The sequence below is a fragment of the Escherichia coli DSM 30083 = JCM 1649 = ATCC 11775 genome (assembly GCF_003697165.2).
GTDB classification, from domain to species: Bacteria; Pseudomonadota; Gammaproteobacteria; order Enterobacterales; family Enterobacteriaceae; genus Escherichia; species Escherichia coli.
Map to the genome: position 1 here is coordinate 2662807 of NZ_CP033092.2, position 15974 is coordinate 2678780.

At 50.3% G+C, this 15974-nt stretch carries 16 protein-coding genes and 1 other annotated feature; of the genes, 6 read left to right on the forward strand and 10 right to left on the reverse strand.

Going from position 1 to position 15974, the window contains the following annotated elements; genetic code table 11:
- Positions 1-91: 91 nt before the first annotated feature.
- The 5 genes from ymiC to topA all read right to left on the reverse strand — a co-directional run bounded on the left by ymiC (position 92) and on the right by topA (position 4711).
- Entirely contained in the window at positions 92-187 is a 96-nt protein-coding gene (gene ymiC / locus EAS44_RS13940; protein ID WP_001514266.1) for a small membrane protein YmiC, read from the reverse strand.
- 113 nt (positions 188-300) lie between these two features.
- Positions 301-468, reverse strand: a complete 168-nt coding sequence (yciX, locus tag EAS44_RS13945; protein WP_001296035.1) for a protein YciX — start codon at positions 466-468, stop codon at positions 301-303.
- 2 nt (positions 469-470) lie between these two features.
- Positions 471-611, reverse strand: coding sequence for a YmiA family putative membrane protein (gene ymiA, locus EAS44_RS13950; RefSeq protein WP_001815854.1), 141 nt, complete (start codon positions 609-611; stop codon positions 471-473).
- 318 nt (positions 612-929) lie between these two features.
- Complete coding sequence (gene cysB, locus EAS44_RS13955; protein WP_000776253.1) at positions 930-1904, reverse strand: HTH-type transcriptional regulator CysB; 975 nt, start codon at positions 1902-1904, stop codon at positions 930-932.
- Positions 1905-2113: 209 nt separating this feature from the next.
- Positions 2114-4711, reverse strand: coding sequence for a type I DNA topoisomerase (gene topA / locus EAS44_RS13960; RefSeq protein ID WP_001304419.1), 2598 nt, complete (start codon positions 4709-4711; stop codon positions 2114-2116).
- Between the two features lie 379 nt (positions 4712-5090).
- On the opposite strand from topA, the gene yciN reads away from it, so the two are divergent.
- Positions 5091-5342, forward strand: a complete 252-nt coding sequence (gene yciN, locus EAS44_RS13965) for a YciN family protein (protein WP_001031530.1) — start codon at positions 5091-5093, stop codon at positions 5340-5342.
- A 35-nt stretch (positions 5343-5377) separates the two neighbouring features.
- On the opposite strand, the gene sohB is transcribed toward yciN, so the two are convergent.
- Positions 5378-6427, reverse strand: a complete 1050-nt coding sequence (gene sohB, locus EAS44_RS13970; protein ID WP_000422062.1) for a protease SohB — start codon at positions 6425-6427, stop codon at positions 5378-5380.
- A gap of 219 nt (positions 6428-6646) precedes the next feature.
- Here sohB and yciK point away from each other — a divergent pair, with 219 nt between their 5' ends.
- Both yciK and cobO read left to right on the forward strand, forming a co-directional pair.
- The gene (gene yciK / locus EAS44_RS13975) at positions 6647-7405 is read left to right on the forward strand and encodes a YciK family oxidoreductase (RefSeq protein WP_000559260.1); all 759 of its coding nucleotides are present in this window, start codon (positions 6647-6649) and stop codon (positions 7403-7405) included.
- Positions 7402-7992, forward strand: coding sequence for a cob(I)yrinic acid a,c-diamide adenosyltransferase (cobO, locus tag EAS44_RS13980; protein ID WP_001278741.1), 591 nt, complete (start codon positions 7402-7404; stop codon positions 7990-7992). The genes yciK and cobO overlap by 4 nt, the downstream gene beginning before the upstream one ends.
- Before the next feature lie 39 nt (positions 7993-8031).
- Here cobO and rluB read toward each other — a convergent pair whose 3' ends face one another.
- From rluB to rnm, 4 genes are all read right to left on the reverse strand, one after another.
- Entirely contained in the window at positions 8032-8907 is an 876-nt protein-coding gene (gene rluB / locus EAS44_RS13985) for a 23S rRNA pseudouridine(2605) synthase RluB (RefSeq protein WP_001291206.1), read from the reverse strand.
- 212 nt (positions 8908-9119) lie between these two features.
- On the reverse strand, positions 9120-11015 hold the full coding sequence (gene yciQ / locus EAS44_RS13990; protein WP_001350892.1) for a DUF2207 domain-containing protein: 1896 nt from the start codon (positions 11013-11015) through the stop codon (positions 9120-9122).
- 27 nt (positions 11016-11042) lie between these two features.
- Complete coding sequence (gene yciO / locus EAS44_RS13995) at positions 11043-11663, reverse strand: L-threonylcarbamoyladenylate synthase (RefSeq protein ID WP_001295575.1); 621 nt, start codon at positions 11661-11663, stop codon at positions 11043-11045.
- Positions 11660-12541 (reverse strand): RNase RNM, encoded by an 882-nt coding sequence (gene rnm, locus EAS44_RS14000; RefSeq protein WP_001285667.1) that lies wholly within the window; start codon positions 12539-12541, stop codon positions 11660-11662. Before rnm ends, yciO begins: the two co-directional genes overlap by 4 nt.
- A 137-nt stretch (positions 12542-12678) precedes the next feature.
- Here rnm and trpL point away from each other — a divergent pair, with 137 nt between their 5' ends.
- The 3 genes from trpL (at position 12679) to trpD (ending at position 15972) form a co-directional block, all read left to right on the forward strand.
- Positions 12679-12723, forward strand: a complete 45-nt coding sequence (gene trpL, locus EAS44_RS14005; protein WP_001700591.1) for a trp operon leader peptide — start codon at positions 12679-12681, stop codon at positions 12721-12723.
- Positions 12700-12793, forward strand: a sequence feature (Trp leader region). Its footprint overlaps the gene before it by 24 nt.
- Before the next feature lie 21 nt (positions 12794-12814).
- Positions 12815-14377 carry an anthranilate synthase component I gene (gene trpE, locus EAS44_RS14010; RefSeq protein ID WP_001194639.1) on the forward strand — a complete coding sequence of 521 codons (1563 nt, stop codon included), beginning with the start codon at positions 12815-12817 and terminating at the stop codon, positions 14375-14377.
- On the forward strand, positions 14377-15972 hold the full coding sequence (gene trpD, locus EAS44_RS14015) for a bifunctional anthranilate synthase glutamate amidotransferase component TrpG/anthranilate phosphoribosyltransferase TrpD (protein WP_000763524.1): 1596 nt from the start codon (positions 14377-14379) through the stop codon (positions 15970-15972). The genes trpE and trpD overlap by 1 nt, the downstream gene beginning before the upstream one ends.
- Positions 15973-15974: the final 2 nt, after the last annotated feature.

A 15974-nucleotide genomic window follows, 5' to 3' on the forward strand; every position in this document is an offset into this window, starting at 1 on the left:
GATAACACAAACATCGCGTAACGATTTGATAACAACCCAAATTGATAAAAGAGGAGAAACCTTGAGGCAAAGCAAACAGCGGGGTCAGGGATCAGTGAGTAATGATCCAGAGGAGTTCGGCCCAGAAGAACATCGACAGAGAAAATGCGCCCATCCAGGACCAATATTTCATATTTGTGTTGATCATAGGCTACACCCTTAACGGTTATTACTTTGTGTTGAGATAACTCAACCTGTTATTGCTGCGGTGTATTAAAAGCCCTGTAATTCATTAAAAATGGGTAATAAGAATGATGATAATTATTGTTTCGGCTGATCATCTTCAGCAAACAGTTCTATAAAGGCTTGTTGCTGCGATGTTAGTTGCCAGTCGTCTGGAATAACGACGGAACATTCCCGTTTTGCTTCTGGTTCATTGTCACTATGCTGACATAATGGTGACGACTCCAGTTGCTCCTGACCGACCATAGTTATCCCCACAATTTCCAAATAAGCAGTGCGACAACCACCCAGAAAAGTGCAGAACCAAGAAAAACCGCCAGCCAGGCTTTACGTTTTAATTCAGGATTGCGGCGGGGTTCCTGATTTCCAGAAGGCATTGCTAACCTCATATAATCGCCATCACTTATCAGCAAGACGTTGAACGATTGGTGTAATTAATCATACGATGAGACAAATCCTAAAGAAACTTTAGTCAAAAATCCAGCGAATTTACGAATCGTCTCCAGTGAATAATTCAATCTTTTGACCTGAAATAGATATTTGAAAACTGGAGTTTGCGAGGTGTGTAATTAGACACTACTTTACAGGTAATTTACCCTATAAATATGAGGGATAAAAATATTGTGCACCGGATACAAATAAGTAACAAAGGAGAATATATTCCGGCACCTTCGCTACATAAAAGGTGCCGAAAATAACGCAAGAAATTATTTTTCCGGCAGTTTTATATCTTTAAACATGACCTCAATTTCTTCATTAGAGCGCAATGCGACAGCCGCATCAACGACATCACGCGTTAAATGCGGTGCAAAACGCTGAATGAAATCATACATATAACTACGCAAAAAAGTACTACGGCGAAAACCAATTTTGGTTGTACTGTGGCTGAAGATGTCGTGAGCATCAACACGCACAAGGTCGGGATCGGCGACCGGATCCACCGCCATGCTGGCAATGACCCCTACCCCCAGCCCTAACCGGACGTAAGTTTTAATGACGTCAGCATCCGTTGCCGTGAAGACGATACGCGGCGTTAACCCTGCGCGGTTAAAGGCAGTATCCAGTTCTGAACGTCCGGTAAAGCCGAAGGTATATGTCACCAACGGATATTGCGCCAGTTCTTCAATGGTAATGGCTTTTTTACCTGCCAGCGGGTGATCCGGAGTGACTACTATAGCCCGATTCCAGTGGTAGCACGGTAGCATCACTAAATCTTCATACAGATGCAGCGCTTCCGTGGCGATAGCGAAATCGGCATTGCCTTTAGAGACGGCATCAGCAATTTGTGTCGGCGAGCCCTGGTGCATATGCAAAGAAACGCGAGGATAACGCTCAATAAAGCCTTTGATAACGTTTGGTAACGCATAGCGTGCCTGAGTATGCGTGGTGGCGATATACAGCGAGCCTTTATCCGGCCAGGTGTGCTCTCCGGCGACCGATTTTATGGCATCGACTTTCGACAGAACTTCACGAGCGATACGAATTATTTCTTGTCCTGCTGGCGTTACCTGCGTCAGGTGCTTGCCGCTGCGGGAAAAAATTTGAATGCCCAGCTCGTCTTCCAGCATTCTGACTTGTTTACTGATCCCGGGTTGTGATGTGTAAAGTCCTTCCGCCGTTGATGAGACATTCAGGTTATGATTGACCACCTCAACAATATAGCGAAGTTGTTGTAATTTCATGTTAAACCATCCACTTAGACGCCATCAGAACATCGTTTTTTCGTCACACCAGGCGGGTGACTAATACGATTTAATAATAAAAAAGGTGCTAACTATAACCACTATATCATTTATAGCCTTAGTGTATAGGTGTGAAGAAAAAATAATATGCAATAAAAAAGGGCCGCTTTCGCGACCCTTTGTTTATAAAAACCAGACAGAATTAAAGGTTATTTTTTCCCTTCAACCCATTTGCCATCAACATAAAATGCTGACCAGCCAGTCGCCTTTCCGTCTTTTTCCGAAGAGACATATTGCTGTTTGGTTTTACGGCTAAAGCGAACCATGGTCTTATTACCTTCCGGATCCTGCTGTGGCGCATCGGCCAGATAACGCAGTTTTTCCGGCAGACGGTCGCGGAAGCGATAAAGCTCCTCCACCAGCGGCGCACGCGTTTCACGCGATTTCGGGAAGGTATTGGCCGCCAGGAACACACCGGCAGCACCGTCACGCAACACGAAATAGGCATCTGATTTTTCGCACGGCAGCTCCGGTAATGGCACCGGATCTTCTTTCGGTGGTGCCACTTCGCCGTTACGTAAAATCTTACGTGTGTTTTTACACTCTTCGTTGGTGCAGGCCATGTATTTACCGAAACGCCCCATTTTCAGGTGCATTTCAGAGCCACATTTTTCACACTCAACGATCGGGCCGTCATAACCTTTAATGCGGAATTCGCCCTCTTCGATCTCGTAACCGTCGCAGGTAGGGTTATTACCACAGACATGCAACTTACGTTTCGGATCGATGAGATAGCTGTCCATCGCCGTACCGCATTTCGGGCAACGACGTTTTGCGCGCAACGCATTGGTTTCAGCGTCTTCGCCTTCCAGCACGTTCAGCACTTCGTTTTCCGGCACCAGGTTAATGGTGGTTTTGCAACGCTCTTTCGGCGGCAGCGCATAGCCAGAACAGCCAAGGAATACCCCGGTGCTCGCTGTGCGAATCCCCATTTTGCGACCACAAGTCGGGCAGTCAATGCTGGTCAGAACCATCTGGTTCGGGCGCATACCACCCTCTTCCGGATCTTTTTCAGCTTTATCTAACTGCTGGGTGAAATCCGAGAAGAAGTGATCCAGTACAGCTTTCCACTCTGCTTCGTGATTTGCCACCTGGTCGAGGCTGTTTTCCATCTGCGCGGTGAAGTCGTAGTTCATTAACTCGCGGAAATTCTCTTCCAGGCGATCGGTGACGATTTCGCCCATTTTTTCCGCATAGAAACGACGATTTTCTACTCGCACATAGCCACGATCCTGAATAGTCGAAATGATCGACGCATAGGTAGAAGGACGACCGATACCGCGTTTTTCCAGCTCTTTGACCAGCGATGCTTCACTGAAACGGGCTGGAGGCTTGGTAAAGTGCTGGGCTGGTGTCAGTTCAACGAGCGTCAGAGCATCGCCTTTATCGACTGCCGGTAAGATACGATCTTCATCGCCTTTACGCAGTGCAGGCATCACTTTCGTCCAGCCATCAAAGCGCAAAATACGACCGCGTGCTTTCAGGCGGAAATCGCCCGCACCAACGGTCAGCGTCGTGGAGTCATATTTCGCTGGGGTCATCTGGCAGGCAACGAACTGACGCCAGATTAACTGGTACAGTTTCTGCGCATCTGCTTCCATATCCTTCAGCGATTCCGCCATCACATTGACGTCAGAAGGACGAATCGCTTCGTGCGCTTCCTGTGAGTTTTCTTTGCTGGCGTACTGATTCGGACTTTCCGGCAGATATTTCTTACCAAAATTATCGCTGATATAACCGCGAACCATATTTACCGCGTCCTGACTCAGGTTAGTGGAGTCGGTACGCATGTAAGTGATATAGCCTGCTTCATACAAACGCTGAGCCATCATCATGGTTTTTTTCACGCCAAATCCAAGACGGGTGCTGGCAGCTTGTTGCAGCGTAGAGGTAATAAAAGGAGCGCCAGGTTTACTGGTTGTCGGTTTGTCTTCACGTTCCAGCACGCTGTAGCGCGCTTTTTCCAGCAGACTTACCGCAGCCTGAGTTTGTTCTTTGTTGACCGGACGGAACGGTTTGTCGTTCTGATGAGTCACCTGCAACGCCAACGCTTCACCAGATGGCGTGGTCGTGCTGGCATCGACTTCCCAGAACTCTTCCGGTACGAACGCTTTAATTTCACGCTCACGCTCGACCACCAGGCGGACCGCCACCGACTGCACACGACCGGCAGACAGACCACGAGCGATCTTTTTCCATAGAAGCGGCGAAACCATATACCCCACCACGCGGTCCATAAAGCGACGCGCCTGCTGGGCATTAACACGATCAATATTCAGCTCACCCGGTTTGTTAAATGCCTGGCGGATCGCGTTTTTAGTAATTTCGTTAAACACCACTCGGCTATAGCGCGCATCATCACCACCAATCACTTCCCGCAGGTGCCATGCAATGGCTTCCCCTTCGCGGTCAAGGTCGGTTGCGAGATAGATGTGGTCGGCTTTTTCAGCCAGTTGTTTCAGTTCAGAGACGACCTTCTCTTTACCAGGCAACACTTCATAGTGCGCCTCCCAATTGTGCCACGGGTCAACCCCCATACGGTTGACGAGAGCGCCACGTTCATCCTTTTTAGGCTTTTTAGCCGTCTTGGTGGAGGTAGAGTCGGCACTCTTTTTGGCAGTTGAGCCACTGGTCGGCAAATCGCGGATGTGACCAACGCTGGATTTCACCACGTAGTCACTACCCAGATACTTGTTGATCGTTTTGGCTTTTGCCGGGGACTCAACGATGACAAGAGCTTTACCCATATTCACCTTACCTAATTTGATTCTTCCAGGAATGCGTCGCACGTTGATAAACCTTCCACTGGCAACGAGTTACCGATATGGACTCGCTCTCTGCGGATATCAACCCCTTGTCGTGACTCTGCTCACGAAAATTCAGGTGACTGAGTTAACAGGTCTTGGCCTACAGGCGCTATAGCACGACGGAATTTTGGTCGAATGTCAAGCAAATCTATTGCCAGATTGACGAAAGCGTCACACTGTACCTGATAAAATCCGATACGCAACTTTATTAGCATGCAAAATCCAAAGTTGCCAGTAAGGCGCTCTTGCCACCAGCGTGGTATATTTGTCTGCAAGCCATGCCTGGCGTAGACTAATGTCCTTGTTTAAGGAGTAAATAATGAACAAAGAGACTCAACCCATCGACCGCGAAACGCTGTTGAAAGAGGCCAACAAAATCATTCGTGAGCATGAGGATACGCTCGCAGGGATTGAAGCCACCGGCGTCACGCAGCGTAATGGCGTGCTGGTATTTACCGGCGACTACTTTTTAGATGAACAAGGATTACCAACTGCCAAAAGCACCGCGGTGTTTAATATGTTCAAACACCTGGCCCATGTGCTTTCAGAAAAATATCACCTGGTTGATTAAAGCAAAACGCGAGGTCTTATCCTCGCGTTTGTCTTTTACATCAACGGCTTTTGCCCACGCTGCCACCAGCGTAACAACAATCGATCGGCGCTCTCTGCCGCGCTGCCGGTGAATCGGTCAATGAGTCGTTTACGCTGCATATAGCGTACATTGACCACTTCCCGGCCTTCCATCAGGCTAAGAATAACTTCATCACTGGTGTTGATTTCATCAACCAGGCCTTTCTCTACTGCCTGTTGTCCGTACCAGTGTTCACCCGTTGCCACCTGTTCAATATCCAGAGACGGACGCATACGCTTCACAAAATCTTTAAATAACTGATGCGTTTCGTTCAACTCTTCGCGGAATTTCTCCCGCCCTTCTTCGGTATTTTCACCCAGCAACGTCAGCGTGCGCTTATACTGCCCGGCGGTGTGCAGTTCGATATCAATATCTTTGCTTTTCAGGAAGCGGTTAAAGTTGGGCATTTGCGCCACCACCCCAATGGAACCCACAATAGCAAACGGTGCGGAAACAATTTTGTCCGCCACACAGGCCATCATGTAACCGCCGCTGGCAGCGACTTTGTCTACCGTAACAGTTAAAGGAATGTTTTTATCACGCAGACGCTGCAACTGCGAAGCCGCCAACCCGTAACCATGCACCATGCCACCTGGGCTTTCCAGACGGAGCACAACCTGATCCTGCGGTTTGAATGCTGCGAGTACCGCCGTTATCTCTTCACGTAGCGAGTTCACTTCATGGGCGTCCATGCTGCCTTTAAAATCCAGCACCCAGACGCGGGGTTTACTGTCAGTTACCACCTCGCCCAGTTTAGCTTTCGCTTTTGCGGCTTTCGCTTCTTGCTTGTGCTTTTTCTTCTGCGCTTTGTGCCACTGTTTTTGCTGATGAGTGTCCATCAGCGCCGCGGCCAGTTCTTCTTTCATCTCCTTATACTGTTCGCTGAGATTGTTGACTCGTAACTCGCCACGCTGGCGTTTATTACGTTGAGCAACATTGACAATAATGGCGGCAATCGCCGCAATCGCTAGCACAACGGTAACGATTTTCGCCAAAAACAAACCATATTCAGACAACAATTCCACGAGTCCCCACCTTGGTTAAACAACGCTTTGGCTCACAGTTTACAACAGGCATGTTTAGCCGTCTCGCAGAGATGTTATTGCAGCGAAAGTATGACAAAGTATCCATTTTGCGGTGTTATCGCCCCAGGCTGATTGAAATGCCCTTCTGTTTCAGGCATAAAGCCCCAAAGTCATAAAGTACACTGGCAGCGCGACAGACAACGTCGTTGAGGAGTAGCCATGCATTACCAGCCAAAACAAGATTTACTCAATGATCGCATTATCCTGGTGACGGGAGCCAGCGATGGAATTGGTCGTGAAGCAGCGATGACGTATGCACGCTATGGTGCGACAGTGATTCTTTTGGGCCGTAATGAAGAAAAATTACGTCAGGTAGCCAGCCACATAAACGAAGAAATTGGACGTCAGCCACAGTGGTTTATTCTCGATTTGCTAACCTGCACGTCCGAAGATTGCCAACAACTGGCACAGCGCATTGCCGTTAATTATCCGCGTCTGGATGGTGTTTTGCATAATGCCGGATTGCTCGGCGATGTTTGCCCAATGAGCGAACAAAATCCGCAGGTCTGGCAGGACGTCATGCAGGTCAACGTTAATGCCACCTTTATGCTCACCCAGGCACTGCTTCCTTTATTACTCAAATCGGACGCCGGTTCACTGGTCTTTACTTCATCAAGCGTTGGACGTCAGGGGCGTGCAAACTGGGGCGCTTATGCAGCGTCGAAATTTGCCACCGAAGGGATGATGCAGGTACTGGCCGATGAATATCAGCAGCGCCTGCGCGTCAACTGCATTAACCCAGGCGGTACGCGCACCGCAATGCGTGCCAGCGCCTTCCCGACCGAAGATCCACAGAAACTTAAAACCCCCGCTGATATCATGCCGCTCTACCTCTGGCTGATGGGCGATGACAGCCGCCGTAAAACCGGCATGACCTTTGACGCCCAACCGGGCCGTAAACCAGGAATTTCCCAATGAGTGATGAACACTACCAACAGCGTCAGCAGCGAGTGAAAGAAAAAGTCGATGCTCGTGTGGCCCAGGCCCAGGATGAACGCGGTATTATCATCGTCTTTACCGGCAATGGAAAAGGCAAAACCACCGCGGCATTTGGTACGGCAACACGCGCAGTTGGTCACGGAAAAAAAGTGGGCGTCGTGCAGTTTATTAAAGGCACCTGGCCTAATGGCGAACGAAATCTGCTGGAGCCACACGGCGTTGAGTTTCAGGTAATGGCAACGGGCTTTACCTGGGATACACAAAACCGAGAGTCTGATACCGCCGCCTGCCGCGAAGTCTGGCAACATGCAAAGCGGATGCTGGCTGATTCCTCACTGGATATGGTTTTGCTCGATGAACTGACGTATATGGTGGCGTATGACTATTTGCCACTGGAAGAAGTGGTGCAGGCGTTAAATGAACGTCCACATCAACAGACGGTGATTATCACAGGTCGTGGTTGTCATCGGGATATTCTTGAACTGGCGGATACGGTAAGTGAATTACGCCCCGTCAAACATGCGTTTGATGCCGGTGTAAAAGCGCAGATAGGGATTGATTACTAATCTGTAAAAATGCCGGATATGACGTCCGGCATACTTTGATTAACCGTTATTATTACGTCCGCCAGAACGACGACCGCCGCTCACCTGACTGTGACGTTTCACCGCACGACGAATCTGATTCGCCTTCATACGACGACGGTCTTTTTCTACAGCGACTTTAGAGCTGGTTTCTGGCGGTAGTTCCACCAGTTCGCGCAGATAGTTAGTCTGGGCGAGGTCCAGCTCCGTCCAGCCACCGCGTGGCAGACCTTTTGGCAGTGGGATATCACCGTAACGAACACGAATCAGGCGGCTCACCTGCACACCAACCGCTTCCCAAAGACGACGAACTTCACGGTTACGGCCTTCGGTCAGAGTAACGTTGTACCACTGGTTGATCCCTTCGCCGCCGCTGAACTTGATGGTTTTAAAGGCTGCCGGACCATCTTCCAGCTGCACGCCACGACTCAAATCACGCAGTTTCGCGTCGTCAACCTGACCAAATACACGCACGGCATATTCACGTTCAACTTCACGGCTTGGATGCATTAAACGGTTTGCCAGTTCACCGTCGGTGGTGAACAACAACAGACCACAGGTGTTAACGTCCAGACGACCTACGGCAATCCAGCGTGCGCCACGCAGCTTTGGCAGACGGTCAAACACCGTTGGACGCCCTTCCGGATCGTTACGGGTACACAACTCACCTTCAGGTTTGTAATAGGCCAGAACGCGACAAATTTGTTCAGCGGACTCACGTACCGAAATCAGGTGACCATCGATACGGATTTTCAGTCCAGGGGTAATTTCAACGCGATCGCCGAGTTTAGCAATTTTGCCATCAACACTCACACGACCGGCTTCAATAATAGATTCGATTTCACGGCGAGAACCGTGGCCGGCACGCGCCAGCACTTTCTGTAGCTTTTCGCTCATAGAGCTTCCTTTTGGTGTCGCCTTCCCAGGCGTCTGATATGCTTTTGTGCAACAATGAGTCAGAACTTACATCTGACTCACTGATAGTAAAGTCTGTTTGAACTCTTCAGGCCTTAAGTAAACGACTCGACGTTTTAACTGGCCTGGCTTTGAGGCGCAACATACTACACTATCTTTATGGTTAAAGCTTGTTTCGATTAACGTCGATTTGGTTACCAACCACCACCGCCTCCGCCACCCGCACCGCCGCCAGCACCACCACCGGAATAACTTCGCCCCAACAAACTGGTATTGGCCCCCAGACTCAGATGCATCTGTAATGAGAACAAAACGCCACTACGGGCAATTTCCGGGGCGCGAACAGCCGCTGTGAGTGATGGGGTGATACGTGCTGCCCATTCTCTGCCAAGGTTTGCCGAGACTGCCCAACCTAACAAAGCGTAATCCAGTTTCCGTGTTTCCCCTTTCCGCCGCCGCCCACTGTGTGTTGCCGCCTCTTTACGCGCAAGATAGTTAACGATAGCTTCACCGTGGGCATAACGTTGCTGCCCGTTTTGGGTAAACTTTGGCAGAAAAATATACCCCATGCCAGTGAGATAACCGGTCAGGAAAACCGCGCTAAAATAACCCGCTGGCATATACCAGTAAAAGAATACATCTCCGACATTGATGTAGAGAGAGTAAAAAGCCACACCTGAACAAATCAGTGGTAAAAACAAAGTGATGATGACACGATTAACGCAAGGCTTGTCATCATCGCGGGCAAACAAAAGATCAAGGGAACAAAATAAGAAAGTAAGAAGCCAGCAGATCATAATAAACATATCGCCTACCAGACTCATTCCTGCCCAGCCTACGGGACTCAGGTTACCGTAGAGAATGACCGCCAATATTGCCATTCCGCCCCATTGCAAAAACGCATCAGGTCGGTAAAACGAAGACTTTTTACGCGGCAGATAAAATTTCTGCATCCGTAAAAATGCCTTGCGTAAGACTCTGTTGCGTCTCCCCGTAAGAACGACCTTATCGCCTTTACGAAATAACGCTTCCAGTAATAACTGCTCTGCGGGCAGTAATACCGCATTATTTCTGGTCGCGCCTTCATTAACACGAATCAGGATTTGCTGGTTCTTGTCATAATGATCTTCCAGATGAATTTTTCCTTTCACAATCAGATTTACGATATCGGCGCAAAAACCTTTATCGTCGTAAACCAGTTTCGCATCAAGACGTAACATGCCGGGCGTGTAATCTGGCGGAATGACATCGGTTTCAATCACATCTACCGGCGTAAATTGCGGCCTGCGCTTCCAGAGATATAACCATCCACACGCCAGGAACAGACTCGGAAAGCAAATTAACAACGATGACGTAGAGGGTAAAAGAAGATGACTGAAAATATTCGTCGTTTGTGGAGCCGGGGCATTACCAAGTAATGCGTGAGGCCAGCGGTAGAGGACCGTGAAATCTTCACGATAAAACGGATCGCGAGATTCAATTCTTCCGTCCTCAAGGATGCGGCCATTTCGATATGTGTCGCCCTCTTCTCCAGTAAAGAGATCGATTTCGCTAAATGGATTACCCGCAATATCAGGCAACTTGAGTGAAAATAGGGTCTTATAAATTTCAAACGACCAGTGGTTACCGGTCACGTTCCAGATTAGCAGATCAGAATCCCCCTCACGCAGGAAAGCATTTTTAACCTGATAATGAATTTGATAATGATAGTCGCCTTGAGGCAAGAAACGTTGTTTATCGCCCACGACAATACTCATTAACCCGATATGCCAGTCAAGATGCCAGGGTTCAGGAATACCATCACGGGTGACGCCAACAATATGATAGTTCAGCAGTGCAGCGTCCCCATCAGGCTGCATCCAGAGTCGCGGTAAATCACGATAAAATCCGTGCTTAATCTGCTGATTTCGCGCCTGAAAATGAATGTTCTCTTTGATGTCGAGCACCCCATTCGGTTGCAGAGTGGCTTCAACATCAAAGAGCGAGATCCCTTCTTCATAAGAAGGGATCTCCGTGTTTTTCGCATAACTCAACGAAGAGAAAAAAAGCCCAACTATCAACAGCAAAATGCAGCGATATATCCCTGCCATCATCTTCCATCCGTGGAACGCAATTTGTTATAAGAAAGGCTTCACATCACCTACGCCTTCACGCACCACGACCGGCGTATCATCGGTGAGATCAATAACCGTTGTTGGTTTCTGCCCGAGATAGCCGCCGTGAATAATCAAATCCACCTGTTTTTCCAGACGGTCTTTAATTTCTTCCGGATCGGATTCGGTAAATTCACTGCCTGGCAGCATTAGCGAAGTGGAAAGCATCGGTTCGCCCAATGCTTCAAGCAGCGCCTGCGCAATAGGGTTAGACGGCACGCGCATACCGATGGTTTTGCGTTTTTCCTGCAACAGACGGCGTGGCACCTCCTTCGTCCCCTTCAGGATGAAGGTATAGTTGCCTGGCGTGTTGTTTTTCATCAAACGAAACGCAACGTTATCGACAAATGAATAGGTCGAGAGTTCAGAAAGATCGCGACACATCAGGGTAAAGTTGTGACCGTCCGGCAGCTGGCGAATACGACAAATACGCTCCATCGCGTTTTTATCTTCAATTTTACAGCCGAGCGCATAGCCGGAATCAGTTGGATAAACAATCACCCCGCCTTTACGCACGATCTCCACCGCCTGGTTGATCAGGCGTTGCTGCGGGTTATCAGGATGAATATAAAAAAACTGGCTCATAATTCCCTCTCTGTGGTGTTCTGCGGCTGTTCCCATAGCTGCCAGACGCCTTCAACGCCTGCGGGCAGCCAGAGTTTACGACCCAGTTCGATCCACGGGCATGGCTGATGAAAATCAGATCCTTGTGATGCCCATAAATGATGCTGACGCGCAAGTGTCGCCAGCTGGGTGCGTTCATTGGGCGATTGCTGGCACTGCGCGACTTCCATCGCGTCGCCGTGGTGTTCGGCAAAATGCGCAACCAATCTTTTCAGCCATTTAGCACTAAGATTGTACCGCCCAGGATGAGCTAGCACCGCCTTACCGCCAGAATGATGAATGACATCAATAGATTGCTCTATTGTACACCACTGTGGCGGAACGTATCCGGTTTTCCCGCGCGCCAGATACTTTTTAAAGACATCCGCCATTGAACTGGCTTTTCCGCACTCCACAAGGAAACGCGCAAAATGACCGCGCGTCACCGCACCGCCCTGCGCCAGTCGTTGCGCGCCTTCCAGTGCCCCAGGTATTTGCGCTTTTTCAAGTCTTTCGGCAATCAGCTGCGCCCGCTGATTGCGCCGTTCTGTCTGCTGCGCGAGGAACTCGCACATTAGCGGATGAGTAATATCAATATTCAGCCCGACAATATGAATTTCATGATTTTCCCAGACCGTGGAAATTTCCACACCAGGAATAAGATTCAGCGCCAGTCCCGAACGTGAAATTTCCTCTCTTGCTGGTGCAATTGCAGCTGTGGTGTCATGGTCGGTGATCGCCAGGGTGCCGACGCGCATCTCGACTGCACGGTGCACCAATGCTTCTGGCGTCAGGCAGCCATCGGAAGCTGTGGTATGGCTGTGCAGGTCGTAAATCACTGCGTAATTCGTGTCGCTCAAGGCGCACTCCCGTTCTGGATAATGTTTTTTGCGCCGACATCATAACGGTTCTGGCAAATATTCTGAAATGAGCTGTTGACAATTAATTATCGAACTAGTTAACTAGTACGCAAGTTCACGTAAAAAGGGTATCGACAATGAAAGCAATTTTCGTACTGAAAGGTTGGTGGCGCACTTCCTGAAACGGGCAGTGTATTCACCATGCGTAAAGCAATCAGATACCCAGCCCGCCTAATGAGCGGGCTTTTTTTTGAACAAAATTAGAGAATAACAATGCAAACACAAAAACCGACTCTCGAACTGCTAACCTGCAAAGGCGCTTATCGCGACAACCCGACTGCGCTTTTTCACCAGTTGTGTGGGGATCGCCCGGCAACGCTGCTGCTGGAATCCGCAGATATCGACAGCAAAGATGATTTAAAAAGCCTGCTGCTGGTAGACAGTGCGCTGCGCATTACAGCATTAAGTGACACTGTCACAATCCAGGCGCTTTCCGGCAATGGAGAAGCCCTGTTGACACTACTGGATAACGCCTTGCCTGCGGGTGTGGAAAATGAACAATCACCAAACTGCCGCGTACTGCGCTTCCCGCCTGTCAGTCCACTGCTGGATGAAGACGCCCGCTTATGCTCCCTTTCGGTTTTTGACGCTTTCCGCTTATTACAGAATCTGTTGAATGTACCGAAGGAAGAACGAGAAGCAATGTTCTTCGGCGGCCTGTTCTCTTATGACCTTGTGGCGGGATTTGAAAATTTACCGCAACTGTCAGCGGAAAATAGCTGCCCTGATTTCTGTTTTTATCTCGCTGAAACGCTGATGGTGATTGACCATCAGAAAAAAAGCACCCGTATTCAGGCCAGCCTGTTTGCTCCGAATGAAGAAGAAAAACAACGTCTCACTGCTCGCCTGAACGAACTACGTCAGCAACTGACCGAAGCCGCGCCGCCGCTGCCGGTGGTTTCCGTGCCGCATATGCGTTGTGAATGTAACCAGAGCGATGAAGAGTTCGGTGGCGTAGTGCGTTTGTTGCAAAAAGCGATTCGCGCCGGAGAAATTTTCCAGGTGGTGCCATCTCGCCGTTTCTCTCTGCCCTGCCCGTCACCGCTGGCGGCCTATTACGTGCTGAAAAAGAGTAATCCCAGCCCGTACATGTTTTTTATGCAGGATAATGATTTCACCCTGTTTGGCGCGTCGCCGGAAAGTTCGCTCAAGTATGACGCCACCAGCCGCCAGATTGAGATTTACCCGATTGCCGGAACACGTCCACGCGGTCGTCGTGCCGATGGTTCGCTGGACAGAGACCTCGACAGCCGCATCGAACTGGAGATGCGTACCGATCATAAAGAGCTTTCTGAACATCTGATGCTGGTGGATCTCGCCCGTAATGACCTGGCACGCATTTGCACACCCGGCAGCCGCTACGTCGCCGATCTCACCAAAGTTGACCGTTACTCTTACGTGATGCACCTGGTCTCCCGCGTTGTTGGTGAGCTGCGCCACGATCTCGACGCCCTGCACGCTTACCGCGCCTGTATGAATATGGGGACGTTAAGCGGTGCACCGAAAGTACGCGCTATGCAGTTAATTGCCGAAGCAGAAGGTCGTCGACGCGGCAGCTACGGCGGCGCGGTAGGTTATTTTACCGCGCATGGCGATCTCGACACCTGCATTGTGATCCGCTCGGCGCTGGTGGAAAACGGTATCGCCACCGTGCAAGCCGGTGCTGGCGTAGTCCTTGATTCTGTTCCGCAGTCGGAAGCCGACGAAACTCGTAATAAAGCCCGCGCTGTACTGCGCGCTATTGCCACCGCGCATCATGCACAGGAGACCTTCTGATGGCTGACATTCTGCTGCTCGATAATATCGACTCTTTTACGTACAACCTGGCAGATCAGTTGCGCAGCAATGGTCATAACGTGGTGATTTACCGCAACCATATTCCGGCGCAGACCTTAATTGAACGCCTGGCGACGATGAGCAATCCGGTGCTGATGCTTTCTCCTGGCCCCGGTGTGCCGAGCGAAGCCGGTTGTATGCCGGAACTCCTCACCCGCTTGCGTGGCAAGCTGCCAATTATTGGCATTTGCCTCGGACATCAGGCGATTGTCGAAGCTTACGGGGGCTATGTCGGTCAGGCGGGCGAAATTCTTCACGGTAAAGCGTCGAGCATTGAACATGACGGTCAGGCGATGTTTGCCGGATTAACAAACCCGCTGCCAGTGGCGCGTTATCACTCGCTGGTTGGCAGTAATATTCCGGCCGGTTTAACCATCAACGCCCATTTTAATGGCATGGTGATGGCGGTGCGTCATGATGCGGATCGCGTTTGTGGATTCCAGTTCCATCCGGAATCCATTCTTACTACCCAGGGCGCTCGCCTGCTGGAACAAACGCTGGCCTGGGCGCAGCAGAAACTAGAGCCAACCAACACGCTGCAACCGATTCTGGAAAAACTGTATCAGGCGCAGACCCTTAGCCAGCAGGAAAGCCACCAGCTGTTTTCAGCGGTGGTACGTGGCGAGCTGAAACCAGAACAACTGGCGGCGGCGCTGGTGAGCATGAAAATTCGCGGTGAGCACCCGAACGAGATCGCCGGGGCGGCAACCGCGCTACTGGAAAACGCCGCGCCGTTCCCGCGCCCGGATTATCTGTTTGCCGATATCGTCGGTACTGGCGGTGACGGCAGCAACAGCATCAATATTTCTACCGCCAGCGCGTTTGTCGCCGCGGCCTGCGGGCTGAAAGTGGCGAAACACGGCAACCGTAGCGTCTCCAGTAAATCCGGCTCGTCGGATCTGCTGGCGGCGTTCGGTATTAATCTTGATATGAACGCCGATAAATCGCGCCAGGCGCTGGATGAGTTAGGCGTCTGTTTCCTCTTTGCACCGAAATATCACACCGGATTCCGCCATGCAATGCCGGTTCGCCAGCAACTGAAAACCCGCACACTGTTCAATGTGCTGGGGCCATTAATTAACCCGGCGCATCCGCCGCTGGCGTTAATTGGTGTCTACAGCCCGGAGCTGGTGCTGCCGATTGCCGAAACCTTGCGCGTGCTGGGGTATCAACGCGCGGCAGTGGTGCACAGCGGCGGGATGGATGAAGTTTCATTACACGCGCCGACAATCGTTGCCGAACTACATGACGGCGAAATTAAGAGCTATCAGTTGACCGCTGAAGATTTTGGCCTGACACCCTACCACCAGGAGCAACTGGCAGGCGGAACACCGGAAGAAAACCGTGACATTTTAACACGCTTGTTACAAGGTAAAGGCGACGCCGCTCACGAAGCAGCCGTCGCGGCGAATGTCGCCATGTTAATGCGCCTGCATGGCCATGAAGATCTGCAAGCCAATGCGCAAACCGTTCTTGAGGTACTGCGCAGTGGTTCCGCTTACGACAGAGTCACCGCACTGGCGGCACGAGGGTAAAT

Bases quoted from the DNA above. Each gene is read 5' to 3' on its own strand.
- ymiC (WP_001514266.1), bottom strand. From the start codon at position 187: ATGATCAACACAAATATGAAATATTGGTCCTGGATGGGCGCATTTTCT.
- yciX (WP_001296035.1), bottom strand. From the start codon at position 468: ATGGTCGGTCAGGAGCAACTGGAGTCGTCACCATTATGTCAGCATAGT.
- ymiA (WP_001815854.1), bottom strand. From the start codon at position 611: ATGAGGTTAGCAATGCCTTCTGGAAATCAGGAACCCCGCCGCAATCCT.
- cysB (WP_000776253.1), bottom strand. From the start codon at position 1,904: ATGAAATTACAACAACTTCGCTATATTGTTGAGGTGGTCAATCATAAC.
- topA (WP_001304419.1), bottom strand. From the start codon at position 4,711: ATGGGTAAAGCTCTTGTCATCGTTGAGTCCCCGGCAAAAGCCAAAACG.
- yciN (WP_001031530.1), top strand. From the start codon at position 5,091: ATGAACAAAGAGACTCAACCCATCGACCGCGAAACGCTGTTGAAAGAG.
- yciK (WP_000559260.1), top strand. From the start codon at position 6,647: ATGCATTACCAGCCAAAACAAGATTTACTCAATGATCGCATTATCCTG.
- cobO (WP_001278741.1), top strand. From the start codon at position 7,402: ATGAGTGATGAACACTACCAACAGCGTCAGCAGCGAGTGAAAGAAAAA.
- rluB (WP_001291206.1), bottom strand. From the start codon at position 8,907: ATGAGCGAAAAGCTACAGAAAGTGCTGGCGCGTGCCGGCCACGGTTCT.
- yciQ (WP_001350892.1), bottom strand. From the start codon at position 11,015: ATGGCAGGGATATATCGCTGCATTTTGCTGTTGATAGTTGGGCTTTTT.
- yciO (WP_001295575.1), bottom strand. From the start codon at position 11,663: ATGAGCCAGTTTTTTTATATTCATCCTGATAACCCGCAGCAACGCCTG.
- trpE (WP_001194639.1), top strand. From the start codon at position 12,815: ATGCAAACACAAAAACCGACTCTCGAACTGCTAACCTGCAAAGGCGCT.
- trpD (WP_000763524.1), top strand. From the start codon at position 14,377: ATGGCTGACATTCTGCTGCTCGATAATATCGACTCTTTTACGTACAAC.